Consider the following 23594-nt stretch of genomic DNA (forward strand, 5'->3'; position numbering starts at 1 on the left):
TCTATGTCCCTGGATTTCATCATCTAGAAACATATGTTTGACATTCTGGAAGATTTGTGTTTCTATTCTCTCCAAGGAGACGAACATGAATGAACAGGCAGCCGAAGATTTCCGTTCGCAGGTGCAGCGTCTGGTGGCCGATGGCAAACTCACCCCCGAGGAAGCGCGGGGCCTGCTGGCCGATCTGAACGGGCTGGCCCCCGTCTCGCTGGACAAGGACCCCGAGCCCGCCCCAGCCGCCGAGACCCCCAGCCCCGGACCGGCAGACGAACCCCGCACCGGGCCCAGCGTGCCGGACCTGACCCTGCGGGTCAGCGGGTACACCCTCACCGTGGTGCACGACGAGGGCGTTACCGCGCCCCAGATCAGCGCGAATCACGACGGCGAACTGCGCCTGAGCGGCGGCCACGGCGGCTGGACTGTCGAGCGCCAGCGCCGGGGCCACGACGCCCGGCACTGGCCGCCCCTCCAGGCGATCCTGAGCGTGCCCTTCGTGCCCCGGCAGGTCCACGCGCGGGTCGAGGGCGGTCAACTCACCCTGCCTGACCTGCGGGGCGACCTGACCGCCGAGGTCAACGGCGGCAGCGTGCGCGTGGGCCGCGCCCTGGCCCTGCGTGCCGAAGTGAACGGCGGCAACCTCACGGCCGGCGAGCTCGAAGGCCACACCGAACTGCGCGTGAACGGCGGCAACCTGACGGTTGGCGGGGCGCGCAGCCTGAACGCCAGCGTCAACGGCGGCAACCTCACCTGGACCGGCGAGCTGCGCGGCGGCGACCACCACGCCGAGGTGAACGCCAGCAATGTCAGCCTGCACCTGCGCGGCAGCAGCCTGCGCCTGGAAGCGAACGTGACCCTGGGCGCCCTGCGCACCGACTTTCCGACCCAGAAGAGCGGCGGCTTTATGGCCTCACGCTACGCGGGTCAGCTCGGTGACGGCGCGGCCCGCCTGAACTGCCAGATCACGGCCGGGCAGCTCTCGGTGACTTCGGAGGAGGGGAACGGGGGATGAAAGACAAGATCCGGCGCATTCTGGACCTCGTGCGCGGCGGCAAGCTGTCGCTGGACGACGCCTCACCGCTCCTCGTGGCCCTCAGTCCCCGGCTGGCGCTGTCGCCGGGCGACCATGAGTTCATCGCCTCGCTGCTGGGCCGGCCCGAACTGAGCAGCGCGCAGGTCGCCGAGCACCTCATGCTGCTGCGCGGCGTGCGCGAGGTGGCCCCCACGGCGCCCCGCCCCCCCCAGGCGCCCCCCTTCCCCGATCCCTTCGGCCCACGCTTCGGCGAGAGCCTGGAGAGTGTAATGGGCCGCGTGACCCAGCAGGTCGAGAAGGCGGTGAACGAGCGACTGGCCTCGGGCGGCCGCCACCGGGACCCGGCTCCTGAGGGTGACGTGCGCCTGTTGGTCATCGAAGTCGAGTCGGCAGGCGGCGACGAGTACAGCGCCAATCTGCCGCTGAGTCTGGCTCCCCACCTGGGCAAACTCATTCCGCCGCACGGCATCGGGGCCCTGGAAAGCGCGGGCCTGAGCCTCGAGGCCCTGCAACTGCTGATCGAGGCCGGGCCGCCGCCGGGCCGCCTCATCAGCGCCGAGGACAGCGGCGGCAACAGCGTGCAGATTTCCATCAAGTGAGCGGCGCGCGTGCCGGGTCACAGGAATCCATACAGTAACGCCATGCCCCGCCCCCTGCCCCTGCCCTTTCCGCTCGAGACCGAGGCGCCGCTGGTCACCGAACTGCGTTTTCCCAGCAGCGGCGTGACGGTGAGCGGCGTCTTCGAACTCAACGAATTCGCCGTCCTGACCGACGACAACCTGGAGTTCCTGCGCCTGTACATCCGGGTGCGCGGCAATCTCAAGGAGGTCGAGCGGGTGCTGGGGGTCAGCTACCCCACGGTGCGCGCCCGTTTCGACACCCTGCTGCGGGCCATCGGCTACGAGCCCGAAGCCGCCGACCCCCAGGGCGCGGTGCTCGACCAGCTCGAACGCGGCGAGCTGACCCCTGACGAAGCGGCGCGCAAGCTGCGGCGCTAGGGCGCCGGCCCGGTAGGACCCAGACCAGCATCTCAGCCCAGCAGCGTGTCCAGGTCATCCCAGACCATCCGCACCTCGCGTAGCGCGCCGTCCTGTTTCTCGCCGGCCTCGCGCGCACCCTGGCCGGCGTACCAGCCCCTTGTGGGGTTGGTGTCCAGCACCCACAGGGCGAGGCTCCGCGCTCCCCCGGCCCGCAACTCGCCGGCCACTTCCCGCAGCAGGGCCCGCCCGGTGCCCCGGCCCTGCGCGGCCCGCAGGCAGTACAGGGTGTGCAGCTCGGCGTCGTAGCCGGGATAGTCCTGCGGCGCACCGCCCGAGGCGAAGGCCACGACCTGCCCCCCGTCTACCGCTACCCTCACCGGTTCCGGCCTGACCGTCAGCGTGCTCCACATCGCGCGTCGCCGCTCCTGAGCCGCGCGGTCGGTCATGCGCTCCAGAAAGTCGCCGGGCAGCAGATCCCGGTACGTCTCACGCCAGCTCTGCACGTGCACGCGGGCGATGGCGCCGGCGTCGTCGGGGGTCGCGGCGCGGATCAGCAGGGTCATACCCCAGCGTAGGGGAGGGACGGGGCGGGCGGCAACGCCGCGCGCGACCCGCCCGGCCAGAGTTACTGGCTCTGTTCGATGTACTGCTTCAGGGCCTCGAGCCGCACGATGATGGGCGTGCGGGCGCGCACGATGGCGCCGTCCTTCTTCAGGCGGCTGAGGCTGTGGCTCACCGTCTCGCGGGTGGCGCCGACCATGCGGGCGATGTCTTCCTGGTTGAGCTTGAGGTTCAGCTCGACGCCCTGGTTGTGCGGCCGGCCGAACTCGCGCGCCAGCCGGTACAGCAGGCTGGCGACCCGCTCGGGGGCGCTGTAGGCACTGACCGTGGCGGTCCAGGCCTGCGCCTCGAAGAGCCGCGCGGCCATCAGCCGGATGAGCTTCATGGCGAGGTCGGGCTTGGTCGCCAGCAGCTTTTGCAGCTCGGCGCGCGGCAGCACGATCAGGGTGGTGCGCTCCAGCGCCTCGGCCTGGGTCGGGCGGCGCTCCTCGGGTTGCAGCAGCAGCTCGCCGAAGGTGTCGTGCTGCCCGATGACCCCCAGAATCGCTTCCTTGCCGTTGGGGAAGAGCTTGCTGATCTTGACCAAGCCGCTGCGCACGAAATACAGCGCGTCGGCCGGGTCGTCCATGCGGTAGATGACCTCTCCCGGCTGGTAGGAGCGGTAGGGCGTGGTCGCCGCGACGCGCTCCAGTTCGGTCAGCTCAAGGTCGGCGAAGAGTTCCGTCCGCTTGAGATGCCAGACCAGGCTTGGGTAGTTCATGACTTCGGTCAGAATACTCGAAATCCGGCCCTGCCGACCACCGCGCTGAAAAACAGGATCAGAGGCTCTTCATGAGAAAAGCCGCAAGGGAGTACCTGACTGTCCAGTCATTATGTCACATCCTCTGCGGTTGTCCTCCGGCAATGCCCTTGGCGCTGTGAGCGGGGTGCCTGCGCTCTGGCCACCGCAGGGGAGGTGACATTCCTCCATAAAAGTTTTAGACTCGGTTCAACTCAGTTAATTTTGCCGGCCGGGACCAGAGCTCCTGGCGCGGCGGACTCCAAGGAGGAGACACCATGCCGACCTACAAGGCCCCCCTGCGCGACATGAAATTCATCATGGAAGAGCTGCTCGGCGCCCCTGCCCAGCTGGCCCAGATGCCGTTCTATGCCCAGAACGACACGGCCGACGCCGACCTCATCGAGCAGGTGCTGGCCGAGGCCGCGCGCTTCGTCGAGACCGAACTCGTGCCGCTGAACGCCGTGGGCGACAAGGAAGGCTGCGTGCGCCACGACGACGGCGAGGTGACGACCCCCACCGGCTTCAAGGCCGCCTACGACAAGTACCGCGCGGCCGGCTGGACGGCGCTTGACGCCGACCCCGCCTACGGCGGTCAGGGCATGCCCCACCTCATCAGCAACGCGCTCGTCGAGATGATGAACAGCGCCAACGTGGCCTGGAGCATGTACCCGGGGCTCTCGCACGGGGCCTACAGCGCCCTGCACGCGGTCGGCAGCGACGAACTGAAGAACCTCTACCTGCCCAAGATCGTCTCGGGTGAGTGGACCGGCACGATGTGCCTCACCGAGCCGCACGCCGGCACCGACCTGGGCATCATCCGGACCAAGGCCACGGACAACGGCGACGGCACCTACGCGGTCACCGGCACCAAGATCTTCATCTCGGCGGGCGAACACGACCTCGCCGGCAATATCGTGCACCTCGTGTTGGCCCGTCTGGAAGGCAGCCCCCAGGGAACGAAGGGTATCTCGCTGTTCCTGGTGCCCAAGTACGTGCCCGACGCCCAGGGCAACCCCGGCGAACGCAACGGCGTGGTGTGCGGCAGCCTGGAGCACAAGATGGGCATCCACGGCAACGCGACCGCCGTGCTGAACTTCGACGGCGCCAGAGGCTGGCTGGTCGGCGAGGTCAACAAGGGCATGAACCACATGTTCATCATGATGAACGCCGCCCGCCTGGGCACCGGCCTTCAGGGTCTGGGCCTGGGCGAGGTCGCCTACCAGAACGCCCTGGCCTACGCCAAGGACCGCACCCAGATGCGCCACGAGCCGCGCGTGAACCCCGGCGAGTCGGCCGACCCGATCATCGTTCACCCCGACGTGCGCCGCATGCTGCTGACCGGCAAGGCCTACAGCGAGGGCGGGCGCGCCCTGGCGATGTGGCTGGCCCTGAGCCTGGACACCGAGCACCACCACCCCGACGAAGCGGCGCGCAAGGAAGCGGGCGACCTCGTCGCGCTGCTGACGCCCATCGCCAAGGCCTTCATGACCGACAACGGCTTCAACGTCGCGGTGCAGAGCCAGCAGGTCTTCGGTGGGCACGGCTACATCGCCGAGTGGGGGATGGAGCAGTTCGTGCGTGACGCCCGTATTGGGCAGATCTACGAGGGCACCAACGGGATCCAGGCACTGGACCTGCTGGGCCGCAAGGTCCTGATGGACGGCGGCAAGAAACTGCAGAAACTTGCGGGCACCCTGCAGGAATTTGTCGAGGAGAACGAGGGCGACGAGGTCATCGGCGACTACGTGAACGTGCTCGGCAAGGCCGCGCAGCAGCTCGGCAGCCTGACCATGGTCATCGGCCAGAAGGCGATGGGCGAGGGCGGGGCCGACGAGGTCAACGCCGCCGCCGTAGACTACCTGCGCTACTTCGGGCACGTCGTGTACGGCTACCTGTGGGCCCGCATGGCCAAGGCGGCCCAGGAAAAGATCGACGCCGGACAGGACCGGGACGGGTTCTACCTGAGCAAGGTCCAGACGGCCCGGTTCTACTTCGCCAAGCTGTTCCCCGAGACCAAGGCGCTCGCCGCGACCATCAAGACCGGCGCCGAGACCCTGGCTGTGGACGACCGCGCGGTCTTCGGCTGGGAAGGGCGGCTGGCGACGGCCTGAGCCTCTCCGGAGGGTCCCGCCCCCGCCCAGCGCGCTGCTGCGGCGGGGGTTGTTCTTGCCCGGGCGGTCGCAGACGCGGGTCGCCTCGTCGGACTCTCCTCCTTCCGGGAGTCCCAGTGAAAGGAGGCGCCGAGGAGTCTGGACCCTCCGCGCAGCCCCTGGCCGACCCAACTTGAGGTTTTCCCCATGAGGCGCCGCCTCGGGTGGACTTGGGGCGCGTTTCACTCGGCCGGACCCCACCCCCAGGACAATGGCACGCAGCTTCCCGGCGACCCGCGCCGGGGCCACGTCCCGCCGTCATTCCTGCCCTGGGAGGCCCCATGAACCCTAGCGACCCGACCCCCACCGAACATCCCGACACCCCCAAGACCTCCTCGCGCCGCCAGGTCCTCGGCAAGATCGGCGCTGGCCTGTTCGCCGCGACGACGCTGCCGGCCCTGGCACCGGCGCAGCAGGCCGCCGCCGCAGTGCGCGCCCCTGCTCAGAGCGTCAAACGCAACCCGCTGACCCAATACCCCCGGCCTCCATTCCCAGCGCAGAGCCAGCCCTGGCCTGGTCTGGCCGGCAAGATGACCCCCAGACCCGACCACGGCGAAACGAGCTATCAGGGGACGGGTCGTCTGCTGGGGCGCAAAGCACTCATCACCGGAGGCGACTCGGGGATCGGGCGCGCCGCTGCCATCGCCTACGCCCGCGAGGGCGCCGACGTGGCAATCAACTACCTCCCCGCCGAAGAAGCCGACGCCCGTGAGGTCGTCGCCCTGATCCGTGCGGCGGGTCGCAAAGCCGTCGCCATTCCCGGCGATCTGCGCGACGAAGCCTTCTGCAAGCGCCTGGTCACGGAGGCGGCCCGGCAGCTCGGCGGGCTGGACATCCTGGTGAGCAACGCCGCCCGGCAACAGGCCGTGGACTCCATCCTCGACCTGACGACCGAAAACTTCGACTGGACCATGAAGACCAATCTCTACGCGATGTTCTGGTTGGCCAAGGCCGCCGTGCCCCTGATGCAGCCCGGCGCGGTCATCATCACGACGACCTCCGTGCAGGCCTACGACCCCTCGGACAACCTGCTGGACTACGCGCAGACCAAGGCCGCGCAGGTGGCCTTCACCAAGTCGCTCGCCAAGCAGCTCGCCCCCAAGGGCATCCGCGTGAACGCCGTGGCCCCCGGCCCCTTCTGGACGCCGCTTCAGGTGACGGGCGGGCAGCCGACGAGCGCCCTGCCGCAGTTCGGGGCACAGACCCCCATCGGGCGGGCGGGTCAGCCGGCGGAACTGGCAGGCCTCTACGTGGTCCTGGCCTCGCAGGAGACAAGCTACTCGACCGGGCAGGTCTTCGGCGGCTCGGGCGGCGCCGGCAATCCCTGAGAACGTCGGCCAGGACACCATCGCGCCTCAGTGCCGGATCATGAAGGCAGAGGAAGCTGGGGGGGTGACGCGCCCCCGCCTGCTTGCTTCACTGCTGACGCTGGTCCTGCCTGTGGCCCTGTCCGCCTCCGCGCTGCCGGCTTCGGCCCGGGTGGACGGCATTCGCCACGAGTATCAGCGGCTGAACAACTGTGGCCCGGTGACGGTCGGCATGGCCCTGAGCCGCTGGGGAGGCACGCTGAACCAGTACGCGATCGCCCCCAAGCTCAAGAGCGGGGGAAGCGACGTGAATGTCAGCCCAGAGGAGCTGGCCTCCTACGCCCGCACGCAGGGCATGGACGTGCATCTCGCGCAGAACGGCAGCCGCGCGGTGCTCAAACGGCTGCTGGCGGCGGGCTACCCGGTGATCGTGGAGACCTGGTTCATCACGCACGACAGCGGCGGCATGGGGCACTACCGCCTCCTCACCGGGTACGACGACGCGCGGGGGAGCTTTCAGGCGCTCGACTCGTACCTGGGCCGCCTGAATTTCGGGTACGCCCAGTTCGACGACCTGTGGCGCAGCTACAACCGCACCTATCTGGTCGTGGCACCGCAGAGCCGCCACTCGGCCGTCAACGCGTTGCTGGGCTTCCGCGCCGACCCGGCCGCCGCCAGGAAGGAAACCCTGCGCGTGGCCCTGGCCGAGTCGGACCGGCTCGGGGACGCGCGGTCGTGGCACAACCTCGGCGACGCCAAGTTAGCCGTGGGGGACGCGCGCGGCGCGGCGCGGGCCTATGACCGGGCCTTCGCTGCCAAGCCCGACCTCAGCCTGGACCCCACCCGGCCGGCGCGGGTGGCCGGCGGGCTGCCCTGGCGCACCCTGTGGTACTCCTTCGGCGCGCTGGAGGCGTATACCCGCACCGGCCGCTACGCCGACGTGCTGCGCCTGAGCAGCGGCGTGCTGCGCGACGCTCCTGCCCACGAGGAGGCGCTGTACTGGCGCGGCCGGGCACTGGCGGGACTGGGCCGGCCGGCCGAGGCCCGGGCCGCCTACCAGGCCGCGCTGCGCCTGAAGCCCGGCTACGCGGCGGCCCGCAGCGCCCTGAACCGCCTGTCCTGAGCCCTCCGCCCGGCCAGCCCTGGCGCCGGCAACGCGGCGGGGCCTTTGGGCGTATAAGGGGGTATGAGCAAACCTGTCCTTCAGGAACCGGCCGTCGAGCTGCGGCCGGTGGGAGACCCGGCGCCGGCGCCCTTCTCGCCGGCCAAGATCGCGCTGGCGACCGGCGGCGGGGTGCTGGCCCTGGCCGTGCTGGGGGGCGCGGCCATCGCCCTGTTCAACGTCGCGCTCACCACCGTCACGCTGCTGGCCTTCGGGGTGGCGCTTGTGGCCGTGGTCGTGCTGTTCCCGGCGCTGCTCATGGCCCTGAACGCCACACGCCTGCGTGCCCGCGAGGCGGTGGCGCGGGCCATGCCGCTCGAAACGCTGATCCTGCAGCGCCAGCAGTTCGAGCAGCTCATCGGGGCCAAGGGACGGCAACTGGCCGAGGCCAACGGGCACCTCGAGGACTTCCGGCGCCTCATCGAAACCAACCGCGCCGACATGGACGCCGCCGACGTGGCGCGCTGGGAGGCCGACCTGCAAAGCAGCCGCGACGCCTTCGGCCGCGCGCAGACGCACATGGACGACCTGCGCGGCGACCTCGCCGCCTTCGACCGCCAGATCAAGAAGGCTCGCATCGACACGCAGCTCGCCCAAGCGCGCGGCAACGTGGCGGCGGCGCTGCGCCAGACCGACCTGAGCGCCGAGGACCGGCACGTCACCGAGTCGGCCCTCTCGGAAATCACCCGCCGCGCCGGGCGCAACGCCGCCCTGCTCGACGAGGCGCTCTCGGCCGGCGAGCAGCAGAGCCGCAGCCGGGCCGTGCGGGGTGAAGCTTGAACCGCGCCGCCCGCATCGGGGCGCTGCTGGCCCTGGTCCTGCTCGTGTGCGTGGCCGCCGTGGTCCTCGACCAGCGCGGCGCCTTCGGGGACCGGGCCGCCGTGCCCGCCCAGGGTTCGCCGGGTCAGACGGCCCCGGCACAGGGTGGCTCGGGCAGCGACCCCGGCTACGGCGACCTGAAATGACCGCTCTGCCCTCCCACATCCGTTTCCTCACTTCTTCCCGGAGGTCGTCCATGCGGTCCCTCATCTTCGCCCTGACCCTGCTGCCCCTCGGAGCCGCGCACGCGCAGACTTCGGCAGCCCAGACCTCACCGACGCCAGCCGCCGCTGCGGGCAGCCTCAACGTGGCGACCGGCAGCCCCACCGGCACCTACAGCGCCATGTTCAAGAACATCGGGCGGGTGTGCACCCAGAGCGCCTACCTGCGCGAGCGCGGCAGCAGTGGCAGTCTGGAGAACATTGACCTGCTGCTCAACAACGAGGTCTCGCTGGCCTTCGTGCAGAGCGACGTGCTCAAGGCCCGCCAGCAGATCGACAAGGACCCGCGCGTGGACGGCATCAAGGCGCTGCTGCCGCTGCACAACGAGGAACTGCACCTTTTCGCGTTGCCGCCCGTGGTCAGCAAGAACATCCTCGGCCAGACCAAGACGCAGGGGATCGCCAAATTCGAGGACCTCAAGGGCAAGAAGGTTGCGGCCTGGGGCGGCAGCCTCATCACCGCCCGCGTGGTGAGCGCGATGGCGGGCCTGCCCTTCGAGGTCGTGTCGGTCAAGGACCAAGCCGCCGCCTTCGCCGCCCTGCGGGCCAAGCAGGTGGAGGCCGTGCTGGCGGTCGTCGGGCAGCCCGCGAACTGGGTCAAGGACCTGAGCGGCGTGAACCTCGTCGCCGTGCCGATGGCCGGCAAGATGAACAGCATCTACACGGCGGCCAAGCTGTTCTACCCGAACATCAGCGCGGCGAGCGTGCCCACCGTGGCCGTGCAGAGCGTCCTGGCGACCCGCGACTTCAAGACGCCCGAACGCAAGAAGCTGCTGCTCGCCTACCAGAAGTGCGCCGTGAACAAACTGGTGAACTTGCAGGAGGACGAAGGGATGCACCCCAAGTGGCAGGACGTGACCTTCAAGACCTGGCCCTGGCCGCAGTACAAGTAAGCCAGACACCCCAGGGCAAAGAAGAAGGCGACCCGCTGAGGTCGCCTTGATTTCTTAAAGATAGCCCGGTATGCAGGCGCTGTCAAGCCTATGCCCTGGATACCTGAGCGGATAATTCACTCGCCACCCTCAGCCCGCGCCGCCTCAGCGGGCCGGGGGTCGAGGACCAGCCCCGGCGGGCGGCCGCCCGGATAGCCGCCGCCCAGCAGGTCCACCTCCTGACGGTCGGGCACGATGTCGCCCTTCAGGCCGCGCGCGCCCAGAACCGGCACGAACTCGGCCATGACCTCCGGCTCGCCGTGGACCAGCCAGACGTGTGGCGTGCCCGCCGTGTCCAGAAAGGCCAGCAGGTCGTCCTGATCGGCGTGGGCCGAGAAGCCGCCGATGGTGTGCACCTGGGCGCGCACCGCGACCTCCTCGCCCATGATCCGCACGTGCTCGGCGCCGCCCACGATGCGCCCACCGAGGCTGCTCGGCGACTGGTACGACACGATGATCAGGCTGGTCGAGGGCTTCCAGAGGTGGTGCTTGAGGTGGTGCTGGATGCGCCCCCCGGTCATCATCCCGTTGCCCGCCATGATGATCGCGGGGCCGTCATAGCGGTTGATGCGCTGCGACTCGGCGCTCGTAGGCACGACATGCAGCGTGGTGGGCCGGAAGGGGTCCTCGCCGGCGCGCAGTTCGTCGCGCACGTCAGCGCGCAGCTCGTCGCCGTACTCGAAATACTCGCCCGTGGCCCGCGCCGCCATCGGGGAATCGAGGAAGACCGGGATGCGCGGTACATCGCCCGAATCCATCAGGTCTTTGAGGGTCGAGAGGATGACCTGCGCGCGCTCGATGGCGAACGTGGGAATCAGGATCTTGCCTCCCTGGCGCACGCTGGTCCGCAGCGCCTGGGCGAACTCGGCCAGCGTGGCCTCCCAGGAGCGGTGGGTGCGGTTGGCGTAGGTCGTTTCGATGACGGCCGCGTCGGCCTCCGGGGGGGGCGTGAAGTCCAATTGCAGGCCGCTCTCGCGGTTGCCCAGGTCGCCCGACATGAGCAGGCGCTCGCCGCCCGCCTCCAGCAACAGGTACGCGCTGCCCAGGATATGCCCCGCGCGCCCCGGCGTGACCCACACCCCGGCGATGGTCGCCGTCTCCCCGAATTCCAGGCTGGGCCGCAACAGGGCCAGGGCGCGGTGCACGTCCTCTTCCTCATATAGCGGCAGGGGCACCTCGTCCTCGCGGCCCTGGCGGCGGGCGCGCCGCAGGTCCTGCTTGTAGCCCTCGACCTGGAGGCGGGCCGAGTCGAGCAGCACCGTCTCGGCCAGGGCGGCGGTCGGGGGCGTGCAGTACACGGCGCCCCGGTAGCCCCGGCGTACGAGCAGCGGCAATCTCCCCACGTGGTCGAGGTGAGCGTGCGTGAGGATCACGGCGTCGAGGCCCGCCACGTCGAAGGCGAAGTCCTCGCGGTTGCGCGCCTCCAGCTCGTCGCCGCCCTGAAACAGGCCGCAGTCCACCAGGATGCGCCGGTCTCCCAGCGTGAGCAGATGCATGCTGCCCGTGACCGTGCAGGCCGCCCCGAAGCTCTGAAGGTGCATGAAGCACACTCTAGGCGTCCGCCGGGTCAGGCCGCTTTACCGGGCCTTGAATTTTGGGGGAGGGGAAGGGCCGGCCCCGGTACAGTCGGGGCATGACCGAGTCCTCATTTGCCCCGGCCGGCGCGCCCGCCGGTTTCCGGAAGATCGTGGTGGCGCTCGACTTCTCGCCGGCTTCCGAGCGCGCCCTGGCACTGGCCCGCGCGCAGTTTCCCGGCGCGCAGCTGCGGATCGTGCACGTCACCGACGCCCGCGTCGTGACCACCCCCGACCTGATGGGCGGCGTGACCCCAGTCAGCGACCCGGCGCTTCTCCAGACCCTGGAAGACGCCGACGCCAGCCGCCTCGACCGCCGCCTGCGTGACGGCGAGGAGGTCGAGCAGCTCGTGGGCGACCCCGTGACCGGCATCGTGGCCGCCGCCGAGCGCTGGGGCGCCGACCTGATCGTGATGGGCACCCACCACCAGGGCGCGCTCGAGCACTTCTTCATGGGCAGCACCGCCGAGAAGGTCCTGGCCCGCAGCGCCGTGCCGGTGCTGGCCGTTCCCGTCTCCGGGCACCGCTGAGCCCGTGAAGGCCAGACCATGAAAGTCGGCGTGGTGGGCGCGGGGCTGGTCGGCGCGACGGCGGCCTACGCCCTGACCCTGCGCGGCTCGTGCAGCGAGATCGTCCTGACCGACAAGGACAGTGCGCGGGCCGAGGCCGAGGCGCAGGACATCGCCCACGCCTCGCCGGTCAGCCACGGTGGGCGGGTCTACAGTGGCGGCTACGACGCCCTGGCGGGCAGCGCGGTCGTGATCGTCGCGGCCGGCGCCAACCAGAAGCCCGGCGAGAGCCGCCTGGACCTGCTCGCCAAGAACGCCGCCATCTTCCGCGAGGTCATCACCCAGGTCACGGCCCACGCTCCGCAGGCAGCGCTGCTCGTGGCGACCAACCCGGTGGACCTGCTCACCGACCTCACGACCCGGCTGGCCCCGGAGCAGCCGGTCTTGGGTTCGGGGACGGTGCTCGACAGCGCCCGGTTCCGGCACCTCATCGCGCAGCGGGCCGGGGTGGACGCCACCCACGTCCACGGGTACGTTCTGGGCGAGCACGGCGACAGCGAGGTGCTGGCCTGGAGCACCGCCACCGTCGCCGGTCTGCCGGTGGCCGACTTCATGGCGGCGCGCGGCCGGCCCTGGAACGAGGAGGTGCGCGCCGAGATCGAGACTGGCACCCGTGACGCGGCGCGCAGCATCATTGACGGCAAGCAGGCGACCTACTACGGCATCGGCGCGGCGCTGGCCCGCATCACCGAGCGCATCCTGGGCGACCGCCGGGCCGTCCTGACCGTCAGCGCTCCCACGCCCGAGTTCGGCGTGAGCCTGAGCCTGCCGCGGATTGTGGCGCGCGCCGGGGTAATCGAGACGGTGATGCCGCGCGTGACCCCCGCCGAGCAGAAGGCGCTCTCGGCCAGCGCCGAGATCCTGCGGCAATCGGCAGACACCCTGTAGGCCCGGCCCCTGACCCACCGCGCCGGGTTTACCCTCTGGGCCTATGTCCACCCTCTCTTTCCAGACGACCTACGGCGAGGTCCAGCCCCTCGACTGGCTGTGCCTCGCCCCGCATCCCGACGACGCCGAGATCGGAGCGGGCGGCACCCTGATCCGGCTGGCCCGCTCTGGCCGGGCCGTGGGCATTCTCGAACTGTCGCGCGGTGAGAAGGGGACCCAGGGTACCCCCGAGGAGCGCGCGGCCGAGTGCGTGGCGGCGGCCCGGATCATGGGGCTGGCGTGGCGCGGGCAGCAGGGCCTTCGCGACGGCGAGCTGGCCGACACTCCGGCCGCCGCCCACGCACTGGCGGCGACCCTGCGGGCAGTGCGGCCGCGCGTGCTGGTGGTGCCGCACCACCTCGACCGGCACCCCGACCACTTTGGCACCTACCAGCTCGCCAGGCGGGCCGTCCACCTCTCGGCGCTCGCCAAGGCCGAGGTTGCGGGCGAGCCGTGGCGGGTGGGGCGGGTGCTGCTGTATCAGGGCAACGCCGACATCCGCGCGAACGTGCTGGTGGACGTGGGCGCCGTGATGGAGCCGTGGGAGGCGGCCATCCGCGCCCACACCAGCCAGTTCTCGGGCGGTTACGTCTCGGAGACGGTCACGCCCGAGATCATCGAGCGCCGCCGGGGCCGCCTGACCTACTGGGGCACCCTGCTGCGCGTGCAGTATGCCGAGCCCTTCGAGGCGGAAGACCCGCTGCTTCTCGATCCGCTGGGGCTGTGAGACCGCCGCGCCGGGCCTGACCCCCTCCACAGAAGCTGGACGCCTCCCATAGCCCGATGCTCTAGGCTGGCCGCGATGAAGGGTCGTCCGCTGTTACCGCTGCTGTTCTTGCTGAGTGCCCTCACGGCCTGCGCCGAGCCGCCGCTGGAGGGCCTCCAGACCTTCAGCTACGCCGGCGGTGACGTGCGCAGCGGGTCGGTCACCTATTCCCAGAGCCCCCCGGCCGGCGGGCCCTACAACGCGCTGTGGCAGACCTGCGGGGTCTATACCGCGCCGGTATACGACGAGTACGCTGTCCACACGCTGGCGCGCGGCGCCGTGTGGCTGACCTACCGGCCCGGCCTGGACGCTGCCGAGGTTGCGGAACTGCGCGCCCTGCTCGCGGCCCCGGCGGGAGGCCAGGCGCCGCCCGCGCTCCTGAGCCCCCGCGAGAACCTGGGCGCGGCGATCGTGGCGACGGCCTGGAACGCCCAGATCAGCGCGCAGACGGCCAACGACCCGCGACTGAAGCGCTTCGTGCGCGACTACGCCGGCCGCGAGACGGCGCCCGAACACGGCGCGAGCTGCGCGCGGGGCTACGGCGGCACGCGCTGAGGCGGGCCGCGCCTCCCTCAGTCGAATCTCTCGCCCACCAGGTCTTCCGACAGTGCCCACAGCCTCTGCGCCCGCTCGGAGTCCAGCGCGTAGGGACGGTAGCCCTCCTGGGGCCGGGCCGCGTCGTAGGGCAGCCCCTCGCGCGCATCTTCGAGGTACAGGCCGCCTACACCGCGCAGTTCGTCGCCCACCGCCGCCCAGACGCTCGTGGCCGCGCCCTGCTCGGGGGTCTTGAACACGGGGTTGAGGTTCCCGGCCTCGTCCATCCAGCCCATACGGACCTGTTCCTCACGGGGCAGGAACTTCTGGAGACCGGTCATGATGCCGCCCGGGTGCACCGCGTTGGCGTATAGACCCTGCGCTCCGAAGCGCTCCGTGAACCCCACCGCGAACAGCGCGTTGGCCGTCTTGGACTGCCCGTAGGCCAGCCACTTGTCGTAGGGCCGCCGCGCGAACTGCGGGTCGGTGAGGTCCACGTCCGACAACCGGTGCCCGGCCGACGAGAGCGCCACCACGCGGGCGGCGGGCGCGGCGCGCAGGGCCCCGAGCAGGCGGCCTGTCAGCACGAAGTGGCCCAGGTGGTTCGTCCCGAACTGCGTCTCGAAGCCGTCTTCGGTGTGCCCGAACGGGGTCGCCATGACGCCCGCGTTGTTCACGAGAAGGTCCAGGCGGCTGTGCCGGGCCAGAAAGGTCTCGGCAGCGGCGCGCACCGACCCGAGCGACGACAGGTCCAGCGCCAGCACCTCGGGGGCTGCCTGGCCGGTGCTGGCCGCCAGTTCGCGGGCCAGCGCCTCACCCCTGGTCACGTCGCGCACGCCCAGCACCACCGAGGCCCCGGCCGAAAGCAGAGCGCGGGCCGTCTCTACGCCCAGCCCCGAGGTCGCGCCCGTGACAAGGGCGACCTGGCCGCTCAGGTCATGGCCGCGCACGACCTCCAGCGCGGTCGAACGGGCACCGAAAGGGGACGTGATGGGCATGGGAAACCTCCTGTGGAGAAAAGGGGCGAGGGGCCGGGCGCGCGGGAATGGCCCACCGGGTCAGAACACGCGCCAGCGGTAGAACAGGAACGCCAGGACGGCGGCCAGCGCCGAGGCGATGCCCAGCACCAGCCAGAAGCCCTCGGGGTTGCCCTCGAAGGGAAGCGGGACGTTCATGCCGAAAATGCTGGTGACCAGCGTCGGAATCGCCACGAGGATGGTCGTGATGGTAAGCACCTTCACGACCTGGTTGACGTTGTTGGAAATCACGCTGGCGAAGGCGCCCGCCATGCTGGTCAGGATGTTGCTGGCGATGGACGCCATTTCGATGGCCTGGAGGTTCTCGATGAGCACGTCGTCAAGCAGGTCGCTGTCTTCCTCGTACATCTCGAAGATGCGGTCGCGCTTGACCCGTTCCATCATGGCCTCGTTGGCCTTGAGGCCGGTCATGAAATACACCAGACTCTTTTCGAGTTTCAGGAGGTCGAGAAGCTCGCGGTTCTGCTGCGAGTTCTCCAGCTTGTCCTCGATGACGTCCACCCGCTTGTTGATCTGACGCACGTCAATCAGGAAGCGCTGAGCATTGCGCAGGAACAGCTGCAGCGTCAGGCGGTTTTTCTTGACGGTGCTCACGCGGCGGACCAGCCCGCTGAGCACGTCCTTGACCACTGGATTTTCTTCGAGCATGCACACGGTCACGAGGCAGTGGTCGGTGTGCAGGATGCCCAGCGGAACCGTGTCGTAGGGAATGTCGTTCTCGGGAGGAAGCCGGTAGCTCGTCTGCATGATGATGAGGAGCTGCCCGTCTTCGCGCTCGAAACGCGAGCGTTCGTCGGGATCGAGCGGGTACGACAGGTAGTCGAAATCCAGGCCGGTCTCGCGGCTCACGCGGCCGAGTTCCTCAGGGGTGGGAGCGGCGGCGTTGATCCAGCAGCCGTCGATATAGCCGTCGATGACCGTCAGCTTGCCGCCGATGCTGCGGTAGTACGTCAGCATGGGCCAGCTCCCGCGTTCAGAGGCCGTTCAGGCGCTGCTGACGCCTTCCGGGTAACGACCCGGCGAAGCGAGGGAAACAGGCAGCGGCTTGGCGAAGATGCAAGAACAGGCCGGGGGTGGGTCCGGCCTATTCCAGAAACGGAATGGAGCCGTCTCAGGGCTGTGGTTGGGCGCATGGCGTTCTCCGGGGCAGGGGATAAGGCGTGAGGGGCAAACTGGGCGGTTCTCCCTGGTCCAGTTGTTCGGAATTCACGTCTGATCACCTCCCCGGCAGGCGCGGCCCAAACCGGCGCGGCAAACGCCATGCTACCGGGCAGATTGCCCGTCCCGCAAGTCTGAATCTTCCCACCGGGCGCAAAGTTATGCACAGCCTCGCTGTGGACAACCCGCGCCGGCTGTGGACAAGGTGCTGGCCGCGCTCCGACCCCCAGTCTCCAGAGTTATCCACAGACAGAATGTGGATAAACCCCGTCCCTGTGGATAAAAACCTGACCCCACCCTGACACGTGGCGGGTCAGGGTGAGGCAGGCGAAGGGCGCCGGAACGGATTTTCTCTGGGGCACGGCCGTCTCCGGCATGCGCCCCTGCGGCTGGGCCTGTGGGCCTCACTGGCCGGCCGCAAGGGGGACAGACCCTCAGCGCAGGGCGCCGAAGTCGTCTTCGCGGAGTCTCTCGACGCGCAGCATGTTGGTCGTGCCGCGCACGCCGAAGGGCACGCCCGCCGTGATGACGTAGCGGTCGGTGACGTCGGCCAGGCCGCTCTTCTTCAGCTCATCATTGGCGATACGCACCATGTCGTCGGTGTCGCTGGGGTCCTCGCTGAGCATGGGCACCACGCCCCAGCTCAGGGTCAGCTGATTGCGGGTCTGCTCGTTGGGGGTCAGCGCCAGGATCGCCAGGGGCGGACGGTACTTGGCGATGCGGGCCGCCGCGCCACCCGTACTCGTGAAGGTCACGATGGCCGGGGCGTCGAGCTTCTCGCCGATGGAACATGCCGCGAAGGCAATCGAGTCCTGCGCCAGTTCGGTGTCGATGACCTGCTGCTGCTGGAGCATCTGGTAATGCTCACTGCCCTCGGCCTCACGGGCGATGCGGTCCATCATGGCGACCGACTCGACGGGGTACAGGCCCGCGGCCGACTCGGCCGAGAGCATCACGGCGTCGGTACCGTCGTAGATGGCGTTCGCCACGTCCGAGGCCTCGGCGCGGGTGGGGCGCGGCAGACCGATCATGCTCTCGAGCATCTGGGTGGCCGTGATGACCGGCTTGCCCTGCTCGCGGCACATGCGGATGATGCGCTTCTGGATGGTCGGCACCTGCTCGGCACGCATCTCGACGCCCAGGTCGCCGCGCGCCACCATGATGCCGTCCACCTCACGCAGGATGTCCTCGAAGCGGTCCACGGCCTGCGGCTTCTCGATCTTGGCCATGAGCTTGGCGCGCGAGCCGAAGCGCGCGAGGTAGTGCCGGGCCAGCAGCAGGTCGTCGCGCGAACGCACGAAGCTCAGCGCCACCCAGTCCACGCCCAGCGACGCGCCGAACTCCATGTCCGACACGTCCTTGTCCGACAGCGCGGGCACCGAGAGGTCGGCCTCGGGCACGTTGATGCCCTTGTTGTTCTTCAGGACGCCGCCCACCATCACGGTGGTCAACACGTCGTTGCCGCGCACGCCCTCGACCTTCAGGGCCATGTTGCCGTCGTCGAGCAGCAGCGTCATGCCGGGGTGCACGTCCAGGGCCAGGCCCTTGTAGGTGCTGCCCACGCGCGTGTGGTCGCCTTCCACGTCGTCCATCGTGATCGTGAAGCGGTCGCCCTGCGCCAGCGTGACCTTGCCCTCGGCGAAGCGGGCCACCCGGATCTTGGGCCCCTGGAGGTCCTGCAGGATGCCGATGGGCAGGTTCTTCTGGGCGGCGAGTTCGCGCACCATCTGGAAGGTCTGGCGGTGGTCTTCCTGGTCGCCGTGGCTGAAGTTCATGCGCACGACGTTCAGACCCATGTCCATCATGCGGCTCAGGACTTCGGGGCTGCGGCTCGCGGGGCCGATGGTGGCGACGATCTTGGTCGCGCGTTCAAAGTGCTTCATCTGGAATCCTTTCCAAGCATGCAAGAAAGCGGGCGGCCGGAGAACTTCCTGGCCGCCCAGGGGCGTTTAGCGCAGGGCCTTGCGGCCGGGATACACGGCGCGGTCGCCGAGGCTGTCCTCGATCCGCAGCAGCTGGTTGTATTTGGCGATGCGGTCGCTGCGGCTGGCCGAGCCGGTCTTGATCTGGCCGGCGTTCGTCGCCACGGCGAGGTCGGCGATGAAGGCGTCCTCGGATTCGCCCGAGCGGTGGCTGATGACCGTGCCGTAGTGGTGACGCTTGGCGAGCTCGATGGCGTCCATGCTCTCGGTCAGGCTGCCGATCTGGTTGACCTTCACCAGGATCGCGTTGCCCACCCCGGTGTCGATGCCGCGCTGAAGGCGCTCGGGGTTGGTCACGAACAGGTCGTCGCCCACGAGCTGCACCTTGTCACCGATCTTGGCCGTGAGCTGCGCCCAGCCGTCCCAGTCGTCTTCGGCCAGGCCGTCTTCGATGCTCACGATGGGATATCGGCTGGCCCAGTCGGCCCAGAAGTCCACCATCTCGGCGGTCGAGAGCACGCGGCCCTCGCTCTCCAGGTGGTAGCTGCCGTCCTTGTAGAGCTCGGTCACGGCGGGGTCCAGCGCGATCATGATGTCCTTGCCCGGCTCGTAGCCCGCCTTCTGGATGGCCTCGAGCAGCACGTCCAGCGCTTCCTCGTTGCTCTTCAGGTCCGGCGCGAAACCGCCCTCGTCGCCCACGTTGGTGTTGTAGCCCTTGCTGCTGAGCACCTTTTTCAGCGTGTGGAAGGTCTCGGCGCCGTAGCGCAGCGCTTCGCGGAAGCTGGGCGCGCCGACTGGCATGATCATGAACTCCTGGAAGTCCACCGAGTTGTCGGCGTGCGCGCCGCCGTTGATGACGTTCATCATCGGCACGGGCAGCGTCTTGGCGTTGCTGCCGCCCAGGTAGCGGTAGAGCGGGATGTCGAGTTCGCTGGCGGCGGCGCGGGCAGTCGCCAAGCTCACGGCCAGGATGGCGTTGCCGCCCAGCTTGCCCTTATTGGGCGTGCCGTCGGTGGCGAGCAGAGTGACGTCGATCAGGTTCTGGTCGGAGGCGTCAAGCCCCACCACGGCCGGCCCCAGGGCCTCGTTGACGTTCTGGACGGCCTTGAGCACGCCCTTGCCCAGATAGCGCCCGGCGTCGCCATCACGCAGTTCCAGCGTCTCGTGGGCGCCGGTGCTTGCGCCGCTGGGCACGATGGCGCGGCCATGGAAGCCGCTGTCGAGGTGCACTTCGGCTTCGACGGTGGGATTCCCACGCGAGTCGAGCACTTCACGGGCGATGACTTTTTCGATCTTCATAGCTTGCCTCCCGGAACGTCCCCCGGCCGCAGACCGGCCGGTAGGTGTATCTCCGACACTATAAGCGCGCGTTGACCGCCACGGATGCACCGCGTCTAAGTGGGCGGCCACTGACCCACACCTGACCAATCTGGTCCAGGGCCGGTACCGGACATGCCCCGTGCCGGCCCTGCAAGGCCCCTCAGACGCGCAGCGTGACCATGACGGCCATATAACCCCCGCCCCCGCTCGCGCGGAAGATGGCGGGGCTGGTAGAGCCGGAGAACAGCAGCTCAGCTTCTCCGTCAATGGGACCCAGGGCGTCGAGGACATGGCGGGCGTTGAAGGCGAGGCTCATGGCCGGTTCCGATCCCCCCTGCACCACATCAAGCGTGTCCTGCGCGCGGCCGTAGTCGCCTTCGGCCGCGAGGCGCAGCTTGCCCTCGGAGACCAGGAACTCAACGCGGTTGTTCGCATTCTTGTCGGCCAGCACGGCTACGCGGCTTACGGCCTCTTTCAGGGCGGTGGCAGGCAGCGTCACCTGAAGCTTGATGTCCTTGGGAATGACCCGTTCGTAGTCGGGAAAATCACCGTCGAGCAGCTTGAGATTCATGCGCACACGGTCGGTGGTCACGCTGAGCTGTCCGTCACCGTAGGTAAAGCGGGCCTCGCCGTCGCGCAGAACACGGATGAGTTCGTCGGCGCTGCGGGCCGGCACGATCAGGTTCCGGCCTTCCCCGCTGGCCGGAAAGTCGCGGATGGCGACCCGGTAACCGTCGGACGCAACCACACGGGCCGACTCGGCACGGTGTTCGAGTTTGATGCCCCGGAAAACTGCCTGGAACGCCTCGTTGCTCGCGGCATAGCGCACGCTGGAAAAAGCCCGGGCAAGTTCGCCGCCGTCGAGGCTCACATCGGCGTGGGTGGGGAAGGTCAGGGGTGGGTACGCCGCGAGATCACCCGTCTGGAGTTTGAAATCCGAGCCGCCTGCCCGCACCGCGAGCTCAGCGCCCGAGAGTTCGAGTTCCACGAGCTCGCCGCCCAGATTGCGCACGATCTGAGAAAAGAGATGGGCCGGAACCACAAAGTCCTGCGGCGACTGCACCTCGGCCGGAACGAAACATGACAGGTCGATCTCGAGGTTGGTTCCACTCAGCGTCAGTCCTGTTTCCGAGGCCTCCACCTTCAGGGCGGTCAGGAGGGGATTGCTGCTGCGGTTAGGAATTACCCGTTCAAGAAGGCCAAGACCTTCACTCAGGGTTTTTTTGGTGACGTTCGCTCTCATTTTCCGTTCCTTCCTTTTGGATCTTTTGTCCTGAGCTGGGTTGCCCAGCATGGAACCCTATCTTTTACCTGCTCTGTAACATCTAAAGAATTAGTAGTAGTAGTAGTAGGTCCTGTGGATACTGTGGAAAACTAGCTTTGACTTGCGCCTGGAGGGCAAAAGTTTTCCACAGGCTTACTGTGGAAAACCTTGTTTGCCTGTGGAAAACCTGTGGATAAGTGGGGTAGTTATCCACAGGGGATTTTGCCTGTGGACAAGTGGGGTAGTTATCCACAAATCTATCCACAGAAAACGGCTACTTATCCACAGGTTTTTGAGGTTATCCACAACTTTATCCACAGATTGTGAAACTCGGCACACGTTTTTGGAACGGGATTTGGAACTTATTTCGGCCCAAGCAAAGTCATGGGGTGTCATTATGTCAGTTTTCGGGATCCGGTTCGAGCTGAACCGCTCGCCGCAGAGTGGCCACCGTATCTCGCAGGACCGAGTCCTTGACGATCTGGTCCCCGACTTTGCTGATGGCGTGCATGACGGTCGAGTGGTCGCGCCCGAAGAATTGTCCGATCTCCGGCAGCGAGTGGTCGGTGAGGTCGCGGATGAGATACTGCGCGACCTGCCTGGGCAAGACCACCTCCCGTGCCCGTCCGGAGCCGCGCACCACGTCAGGAGTCAGGCCGTAATGCGATGCGACGAGCCGCAGTACGTCGATCATCTCGACTTTGACTTCCTGCGGCGCGAAAACGTTGGACAGGGCCTTGGCCGCCACCATGCGCGAAAAGGGCACGTTGTTGAGGCTGGAAAAGGCTACCACCCGCATTAGGGCGCCCTCGAGCTCGCGGATGTTGCTCGTGACCTGCCGGGCGATCAGTTCCAGGATGTCCTGGGGAATGTTGATGCCGCCCTGCTCGGCGTTCATCTTCAGGATCGCCACGCGCGTCTCAAATTCCGGCGACTGGATATCGGTGATCAAACCCCACTCGAAGCGGCTACGCAGGCGGCCCTCGAGCGTCTGGATGTCCTTGGGGGGCCGGTCGCTGCTCAGGATGATCTGTTTGTGGCTCTCGTAGAGCGCGTTGAAGGTGTGGAAGAACTCCTCCTGCGTGCGTTCCTTGCCGGCCAGAAACTGGATATCGTCCACGAGCAGCAGGTCAACCGAGCGGTAGCGGTTGCGAAACTGCGTGGTCTTGTCCTCGCGGATCGCGTTGATGAGCTCGTTGGTAAAGGTCTCGGTCGAGACGTATTCGATGCGTTTGTCGGGAAACCGCTCGGCGATGTAGTGGCCCACCGCGTGCATGAGGTGGGTCTTGCCCAGCCCTACGTCTCCGTAGATGAACAGCGGGTTGTAGGCCCGGCCCGGCGACTCGGCTACGGCGAGCGCCGCCGCGTGCGCGAGGTTGTTGTTGGGCCCCACCACGAAATTCTCGAAGGTGTACTTGGGATTCAGGCTCTTGCGGTTGTCACCTAGCGTGGGGACCAGGGCACTCGCCGCTGCGCGACTTCCACCCGGTACGGGCGGCGGCGGCGGCGGGTCGCTGTGCAGCAGCAGAGCGTCTTGCGACGCCGGCAGCACCTGAAAGCTCACCTGGGGATTTTGCGCGCCCAGCGAGCGCAGGGCGTCTTCGAGCAGTTCCTGGTAATGCTTGCGGAACCATTCCTGCGCGAAGGAGTTGCGGACGCCCAGCACGAGCGACCCCTCCTGCACACCCAGATTCTTGACCGGCTCCAGCCAGGTCTTGTATTCGACCTCGGAGATGTTTTTGCGGACGTAGGCCAGCACGTCCGTCCAGATTTCCTGCGAGATAAAGGGCACCTCCCGGTCTGCAATTCTGCGTGCCCAGCATACCACCCGCCCCCAGCCGCTCCGGAGAGAAGAGAGAAGAAGGCCGCGCTGGGCCGCTCTTTGCCCCTATGCTGCCTGCATGAAAGTCCGCCTGACGAGCCGGGGCCTGCGCGCGCGCCTCGATGACCTGGAACTCGCCGCCCTGAACCGGGGCGAAGTGCTGGAGGTGGCGGCTGCGTGGCCTGGCGGCGGCTGGCAACTGCTGCTCGACCCTCGGACCACAGGACTTTCGGGCTCCGGCGGAGAACTGCGCGTGGGTGTGCACGACCTGCTGGCCGCCCTGAACGATCCGGCCCTGGAAGGGGTGCGGGTGGACGGTCCCCCCCATGTGGACATCGAGAAGGACTTCGGGCCGCAGCACGGCTGAGCAGGACGGACCCTGGCCGGGCCTCTTCAGGCCGGGCGGTCTAGAAGCCGGGGCGAGCCTCAACAGCCCTTCATGCCGTGCCGGTCCTTTCCGGTCCCTGGCCGCACATTCTGGGGTCATGACCAGTGACGGAACGACGGCGACGGGCGGCCTGACCGGTATCACCGCGGACACCCCCGGGCAGGAGGCCAAGGCCGGGCGCGAGGGGATCGACTCGATTCTGACTACCAAAGACGAGGTGCTGGACGCCGACGGCACCCCGGTCGAGAAAACGGCCCGTCTGAGCGAGGTTAAGCACGCCAGCGGAGCCGAGGCGGTCAAGGAGGCCGACACGGCGGGCGAGCAGGGCCTCGTGACCCGCGCGGGCGTGACCGGCACGGGCGACGAGTGA

At 68.3% G+C, this 23594-nt stretch carries 24 protein-coding genes; 15 read left to right on the forward strand and 9 right to left on the reverse strand.

Going from position 1 to position 23594, the window contains the following annotated elements:
- Window positions 1-85: 85 nt before the first annotated feature.
- Genes ASF71_RS14020 through ASF71_RS14030 form a run of 3 tightly spaced genes read left to right on the forward strand, consistent with a single transcriptional unit; the run spans window position 86 to window position 2028 of the window.
- Window positions 86-1009 carry a hypothetical protein gene (locus ASF71_RS14020; protein WP_056301334.1) on the forward strand — a complete coding sequence of 308 codons (924 nt, stop codon included), beginning with the start codon at window positions 86-88 and terminating at the stop codon, window positions 1007-1009.
- Window positions 1006-1629, forward strand: a complete 624-nt coding sequence (locus tag ASF71_RS14025; RefSeq protein ID WP_056301338.1) for a hypothetical protein — start codon at window positions 1006-1008, stop codon at window positions 1627-1629. Before ASF71_RS14020 ends, ASF71_RS14025 begins: the two co-directional genes overlap by 4 nt.
- Window positions 1630-1671: 42 nt before the next feature.
- Complete coding sequence (locus ASF71_RS14030) at window positions 1672-2028, forward strand: DUF2089 domain-containing protein (protein WP_056301341.1); 357 nt, start codon at window positions 1672-1674, stop codon at window positions 2026-2028.
- A 32-nt stretch (window positions 2029-2060) separates the two neighbouring features.
- Here the strand turns inward: ASF71_RS14030 and ASF71_RS14035 are convergent, their stop codons facing one another.
- Complete coding sequence (locus tag ASF71_RS14035; protein WP_056301344.1) at window positions 2061-2573, reverse strand: GNAT family N-acetyltransferase; 513 nt, start codon at window positions 2571-2573, stop codon at window positions 2061-2063.
- A 62-nt stretch (window positions 2574-2635) separates the two neighbouring features.
- Window positions 2636-3331 carry a Crp/Fnr family transcriptional regulator gene (locus ASF71_RS14040; RefSeq protein WP_056301345.1) on the reverse strand — a complete coding sequence of 232 codons (696 nt, stop codon included), beginning with the start codon at window positions 3329-3331 and terminating at the stop codon, window positions 2636-2638.
- A gap of 296 nt (window positions 3332-3627) precedes the next feature.
- Between ASF71_RS14040 and ASF71_RS14045 the strand changes: the two genes are divergently transcribed.
- The 6 genes from ASF71_RS14045 (at window position 3628) to ASF71_RS14070 (ending at window position 9904) form a co-directional block, all read left to right on the forward strand.
- Window positions 3628-5463 (forward strand): acyl-CoA dehydrogenase C-terminal domain-containing protein, encoded by a 1836-nt coding sequence (locus ASF71_RS14045; protein ID WP_056301346.1) that lies wholly within the window; start codon window positions 3628-3630, stop codon window positions 5461-5463.
- A 320-nt stretch (window positions 5464-5783) separates the two neighbouring features.
- Window positions 5784-6830 carry an SDR family oxidoreductase gene (locus ASF71_RS14050; protein ID WP_056301349.1) on the forward strand — a complete coding sequence of 349 codons (1047 nt, stop codon included), beginning with the start codon at window positions 5784-5786 and terminating at the stop codon, window positions 6828-6830.
- Window positions 6831-6894: 64 nt separating this feature from the next.
- Window positions 6895-7932, forward strand: coding sequence for a C39 family peptidase (locus tag ASF71_RS14055; protein WP_235514471.1), 1038 nt, complete (start codon window positions 6895-6897; stop codon window positions 7930-7932).
- Window positions 7933-7995: 63 nt separating this feature from the next.
- Entirely contained in the window at window positions 7996-8751 is a 756-nt protein-coding gene (locus tag ASF71_RS14060; RefSeq protein WP_056301351.1) for a hypothetical protein, read from the forward strand.
- On the forward strand, window positions 8748-8936 hold the full coding sequence (locus ASF71_RS14065; RefSeq protein WP_056301353.1) for a hypothetical protein: 189 nt from the start codon (window positions 8748-8750) through the stop codon (window positions 8934-8936). The genes ASF71_RS14060 and ASF71_RS14065 overlap by 4 nt, the downstream gene beginning before the upstream one ends.
- Window positions 8937-8986: 50 nt before the next feature.
- Entirely contained in the window at window positions 8987-9904 is a 918-nt protein-coding gene (locus ASF71_RS14070; RefSeq protein ID WP_056301355.1) for a TAXI family TRAP transporter solute-binding subunit, read from the forward strand.
- A gap of 116 nt (window positions 9905-10020) precedes the next feature.
- Here the strand turns inward: ASF71_RS14070 and ASF71_RS14075 are convergent, their stop codons facing one another.
- Complete coding sequence (locus ASF71_RS14075; RefSeq protein WP_056301356.1) at window positions 10021-11484, reverse strand: MBL fold metallo-hydrolase RNA specificity domain-containing protein; 1464 nt, start codon at window positions 11482-11484, stop codon at window positions 10021-10023.
- A 92-nt stretch (window positions 11485-11576) separates the two neighbouring features.
- Between ASF71_RS14075 and ASF71_RS14080 the strand changes: the two genes are divergently transcribed.
- The 4 genes from ASF71_RS14080 to ASF71_RS14095 all read left to right on the forward strand — a co-directional run bounded on the left by ASF71_RS14080 (window position 11577) and on the right by ASF71_RS14095 (window position 14334).
- A complete protein-coding gene (locus ASF71_RS14080; RefSeq protein ID WP_056301358.1) occupies window positions 11577-12047 on the forward strand; it encodes a universal stress protein in 471 nt (156 codons plus the stop codon).
- 18 nt (window positions 12048-12065) lie between these two features.
- Window positions 12066-12974, forward strand: a complete 909-nt coding sequence (locus ASF71_RS14085; RefSeq protein ID WP_056301361.1) for an L-lactate dehydrogenase — start codon at window positions 12066-12068, stop codon at window positions 12972-12974.
- Between the two features lie 43 nt (window positions 12975-13017).
- Window positions 13018-13740 carry a bacillithiol biosynthesis deacetylase BshB1 gene (gene bshB1 / locus ASF71_RS14090; RefSeq protein ID WP_056301363.1) on the forward strand — a complete coding sequence of 241 codons (723 nt, stop codon included), beginning with the start codon at window positions 13018-13020 and terminating at the stop codon, window positions 13738-13740.
- Between the two features lie 75 nt (window positions 13741-13815).
- Window positions 13816-14334 carry a DUF3105 domain-containing protein gene (locus ASF71_RS14095; RefSeq protein WP_056301365.1) on the forward strand — a complete coding sequence of 173 codons (519 nt, stop codon included), beginning with the start codon at window positions 13816-13818 and terminating at the stop codon, window positions 14332-14334.
- A gap of 17 nt (window positions 14335-14351) precedes the next feature.
- Here ASF71_RS14095 and ASF71_RS14100 read toward each other — a convergent pair whose 3' ends face one another.
- The 6 genes from ASF71_RS14100 to dnaA all read right to left on the reverse strand — a co-directional run bounded on the left by ASF71_RS14100 (window position 14352) and on the right by dnaA (window position 22797).
- On the reverse strand, window positions 14352-15311 hold the full coding sequence (locus ASF71_RS14100) for an oxidoreductase (RefSeq protein ID WP_056301368.1): 960 nt from the start codon (window positions 15309-15311) through the stop codon (window positions 14352-14354).
- A 60-nt stretch (window positions 15312-15371) separates the two neighbouring features.
- Window positions 15372-16307: a magnesium transporter CorA family protein gene (locus ASF71_RS14105; RefSeq protein WP_056301370.1), complete on the reverse strand. Its 936-nt coding sequence runs from the start codon at window positions 16305-16307 to the stop codon at window positions 15372-15374.
- Between the two features lie 635 nt (window positions 16308-16942).
- Complete coding sequence (gene pyk, locus ASF71_RS14110; protein ID WP_056301373.1) at window positions 16943-18391, reverse strand: pyruvate kinase; 1449 nt, start codon at window positions 18389-18391, stop codon at window positions 16943-16945.
- 66 nt (window positions 18392-18457) lie between these two features.
- Window positions 18458-19729, reverse strand: coding sequence for a phosphopyruvate hydratase (gene eno, locus ASF71_RS14115; RefSeq protein ID WP_056301375.1), 1272 nt, complete (start codon window positions 19727-19729; stop codon window positions 18458-18460).
- A gap of 181 nt (window positions 19730-19910) precedes the next feature.
- A complete protein-coding gene (gene dnaN / locus ASF71_RS14120; RefSeq protein ID WP_056301376.1) occupies window positions 19911-20993 on the reverse strand; it encodes a DNA polymerase III subunit beta in 1083 nt (360 codons plus the stop codon).
- A gap of 421 nt (window positions 20994-21414) precedes the next feature.
- On the reverse strand, window positions 21415-22797 hold the full coding sequence (dnaA, locus tag ASF71_RS14125) for a chromosomal replication initiator protein DnaA (RefSeq protein WP_056301690.1): 1383 nt from the start codon (window positions 22795-22797) through the stop codon (window positions 21415-21417).
- Window positions 22798-22915: 118 nt separating this feature from the next.
- Here dnaA and ASF71_RS14130 point away from each other — a divergent pair, with 118 nt between their 5' ends.
- Together ASF71_RS14130 and ASF71_RS14135 are read left to right on the forward strand one after the other, a co-directional pair.
- Window positions 22916-23203 (forward strand): hypothetical protein, encoded by a 288-nt coding sequence (locus ASF71_RS14130; protein WP_056301379.1) that lies wholly within the window; start codon window positions 22916-22918, stop codon window positions 23201-23203.
- Between the two features lie 118 nt (window positions 23204-23321).
- A complete protein-coding gene (locus ASF71_RS14135; RefSeq protein WP_056301381.1) occupies window positions 23322-23594 on the forward strand; it encodes a hypothetical protein in 273 nt (90 codons plus the stop codon).

Source organism: Deinococcus sp. Leaf326, assembly GCF_001424185.1.
Lineage (GTDB): Bacteria > Deinococcota > Deinococci > Deinococcales > Deinococcaceae > Deinococcus.